The sequence below is a fragment of the Candidatus Obscuribacterales bacterium genome, assembly GCA_036703605.1.
In the GTDB taxonomy this organism is placed as follows: Bacteria; Cyanobacteriota; Cyanobacteriia; order RECH01; family RECH01; genus RECH01.
Genome location: DATNRH010000169.1, coordinates 1 through 3,371, shown reverse-complemented (window position 1 = coordinate 3,371; position 3,371 = coordinate 1). Strand labels below are relative to the sequence as shown.

General features: G+C 54.3%; 4 protein-coding genes. All 4 read right to left on the bottom strand.

Annotated elements, in window-relative coordinates:
- A partial coding sequence (locus tag V6D20_03480; protein ID HEY9814855.1) for an NB-ARC domain-containing protein occupies positions 1–932 on the bottom strand: 932 nt, incomplete at its 3' end.
- On the bottom strand, positions 932–1,807 hold the full coding sequence (locus tag V6D20_03475) for a hypothetical protein (GenBank protein ID HEY9814854.1): 876 nt from the start codon (positions 1,805–1,807) through the stop codon (positions 932–934). The genes V6D20_03480 and V6D20_03475, both read right to left, overlap by 1 nt.
- A 155-nt stretch (positions 1,808–1,962) precedes the next feature.
- Positions 1,963–3,087 (bottom strand): class I SAM-dependent RNA methyltransferase, encoded by a 1,125-nt coding sequence (locus V6D20_03470; GenBank protein ID HEY9814853.1) that lies wholly within the window; start codon positions 3,085–3,087, stop codon positions 1,963–1,965.
- On the bottom strand, positions 3,084–3,371 hold a 288-nt coding region (locus V6D20_03465; GenBank protein ID HEY9814852.1), incomplete at its 5' end, for a serine hydrolase. The genes V6D20_03470 and V6D20_03465, both read right to left, overlap by 4 nt.

Genomic DNA, 3,371 nt, shown 5'->3' with positions numbered 1-3,371 from the left:
GTGTAGGTTTGGATCACCTTAGCCACTAGAGGCCAAGGTAGAGTCACCGGGGCAAAGAGGGTGAGCACGCGGGCAAGTTGCTGGCCGTCGGCATGGTCTTGGCCGGCCTGCTGCCAACTGATGGCAAATGCTGCCTTGAGTCCCCGTTCTGCCGTCTGCCGCAACGAGTGGCGATCTGGCTCCAGCACCGGCGCATCCAAGCCTTCCTGCTCCAGCAAGGCAACCGCCTCTGGAAGCGATCGTTCTGGTTCTACCTGAAGCCAAGCTCCCACCAGGGCAAGAGCCAACGGTAAATAGCCCAGCCGTTCGCAGAGGCTTTCCGCCGTGGCATGGGCCGCCGTGATGCGATCACTCCCGGCAAGGCTGCTCAACATGATCACAGCCGCCTCCGGAGCCAACACCCATAGCTCCTTCACTTGATCCTCGGAAATGCCGCCCGGCTTGATCCGGCTGGTGATCACAATCCGAAATGGAGCATCGTCTCCCAACCCTTGGGGCAAATAGGGTTCAACCTGCTGCCGATAATCCGTCACATCATCGATCACCACCAACGCTGGACGCTTGGCACAAAACCTTCTCCATTCCTTCCAGCCCAGCGCCACTTGCTGCTTGAGCGTTCTGAGGTGACGCAGATCTCGGTCTGGGGAAAATTCCACCTGAAACCAATCTCGTAACTCCTCGCCAAATCGTTCACCTGAAAATAGCGCAAGACCACCAGCGTAAAACTGGCGATGCTGTTGCATGTACTGAATCAACAGCTCCGTCTTACCTACCCCAGGCATCCCCACTACAAGCATCAAACCTGATGGTGCTGCCTCAACTTGCTCATGAAGGGTGGCGAGATCTGACTCCCGCCCCAGACACTGCGCTGTATCAATACCCTGACGCCTCAGAAAAAACGGCTGGTAGGGCTCCCCAGCCGAAGAGGCCATTACTTTTTTCGGGTGGCGGCCTGTATTACTCGACGGAACGTTGGAAAGTTTTGCTGAAAGAATGCCTCTAGGTCAAGTTCACCCTCATACGCCACCCCAATAAATGGCGGCACTGTCGATAAAACCCCCTTGAGCTTCGCCGATGCAGGAGCCTTAGGATCACTTTGGGTGAGGCGATCGCGAATCGCTTGAAGACATTGCAATAGTTCTTCGGAATAGACCGTTGGAGCCGCTTCCAACTGGGCAACCGTTTCCACAATCTCCCCAACTGCTACCTCTGCCTCAGGTTCAGGAATGGATAGGCTTTCTGACTGCGACGATAGAAGTTGCCAATATTCCTGCTCCACAGGCCGAATCTCAGCCTTGAGTTTTTTGATCCGCAACTTAAGACGGGTTTGTTCCTCCATAGGCGACAAATCATGCGACTCTTCCAACCCCGCCAGTTGTTCTAACAATCCATCGAGTCGAGCAGAAACATGAGATAAGCGATCGCTTGGCATCGAGTTCGTTCCCCCATAATTGTTCTGGGCTTGGACGCTATTGTCCTCAATTTGCTTCAGTTCAACGTAGATCTCATGTACCAACTTTTTCACTGATTGAGCAAATTCGGACTGCTCATCCTTCAAGAGGACGTTCAGGTAATTATTGAACTTCTGAATATCCTCTGGCTTCTCCTCAATCGCCCCTTCCAACACCTTCACAGCCGTTGTATTACCCTGGAGACGGTTCCACACCAACTCCCCCAGCGCCGTGCTCTTCCCCGCCACCGTTTCCGACAACTTCTCCCCCAGCTTACCCGCCCCCGTTTCCACAAACTTGTTCAAAGCAAGCTTGGCGATCGCCTGAGCCGCCGCCCACGTTAATCCTTCGATCATCGACCCTTCACCAACGCTCTACTCTGGTTCTACCCCATTTCTACCGCCTTGTCCGCACACTTGAAACAATCATGATCATTGGACGTGATAGAAAGATCTCCGACTTTTTCAAAAAAGTCGGAGATCTGTGGCCCAACCCTTATCTCAGGTTGACCTCAATACATCTCATACTTCAGCAACCGACATTCGATAGTGCCGTTGTACACCACAAACCGACGGCTGGGGCGCAGGCCAATGCATTTCGCCAGCTCCAAATTCCCCGTCAACACAAACGCCGTCCAGCCCTTGAACCGCTGCTTAAACATATCCCCCATCAGCTTATAGAACGCCGCCAAATCCTGGTCTCGTCCCAAGCGATCGCCATAGGGTGGATTACACATCAGCACACCGCTATCCGCCGGAGCTTCCAGATCTGCAAACTCTCGCTGCTGGAATATGATCTGCTCAGATAAGCCACAGCTATAGGCATTGTGCCGCGCTTGGTCTAGAACTTCAGGATCGCGATCGCTCCCCCCAATAAAACTCGGCAAATCAGATAACTCCTGCTCCTCCGCCTCCTGCTGTAGCTGATCCCACAGTTCCACATCGAAATCGTGCCAAAATTCAAAGCCAAAGCGATCGCGGAACAGCCCCGGCGCAATATTCAACCCCCGCAACGCCGCCTCAATCGGCAACGTACCCGACCCGCAGAGGGGATCCAAAAACGGTAGATCGGGCGTCCAGTCACTCAGTTGGATTAAAGCCGCCGCTAAGGTTTCCTTCAGCGGCGCTGCCCCCACCGCAGGCCGATAGCCGCGCCGATGCAGACTGCCCCCGGAACTGTCTAAACTCACCGTACAGCGACTGCCCTGGATATGAATATTCACCGCTAGGTCAGGATTTTCTAAATCCACACTCGATCGCTCCCCAAAGGTCTGGCGCTGCTGATCGACGATGGCATTTTTGACTTGCAGGGCAGAGAAATGGGTATGGTTAAGCTGGGGATTTTTACCCGTCGCCCGCACTGCTAAGGTTTGCTCTGGGGTGAGATACTGCGACCAGTCAATGGACTGAATGCCGCGATAGAGAGCCTTATCATTGGCGCAGGAAAAGGTAGTGAGCTGCATCAAGATACGAAAAGGCAGTCGCGCCCAGAGGTTGACGCGGTAGAGAAGGGAGCGATCGCCCTCAAAGCCAACTCCCGCAAAGGTGGTTGATACATGCTGCGCGCCAAGGGACTCTAGTTCCTGAGCAGCGAGGTCTTCCAGTCCCCGAGCGACGGTGGCAAAATACTGGGTCATGATTGAGAAAGACCCTGCATGGCTTGGGCAACCTGGTGAGATATGAACGGTAAGATCGCTTCGTTATTGCTATGTTCCTTACCTTCCGTGAACACCACAAGCTGATAGGGTAAGCAATCCGGTAGCTCAATGTAGGCGGCATCGTGGCGTACCTTGCTGGTTAACCCCGCCTTCGACCACACCGAGGCCTCCTGGGGCACTCCTGCGCCTAGAAATCCCGTCACCTGATTTTCAGGATCGGCAGCCAGATCGGCTGGATTGAGGCTGCGTTTCATCAGCGCCAT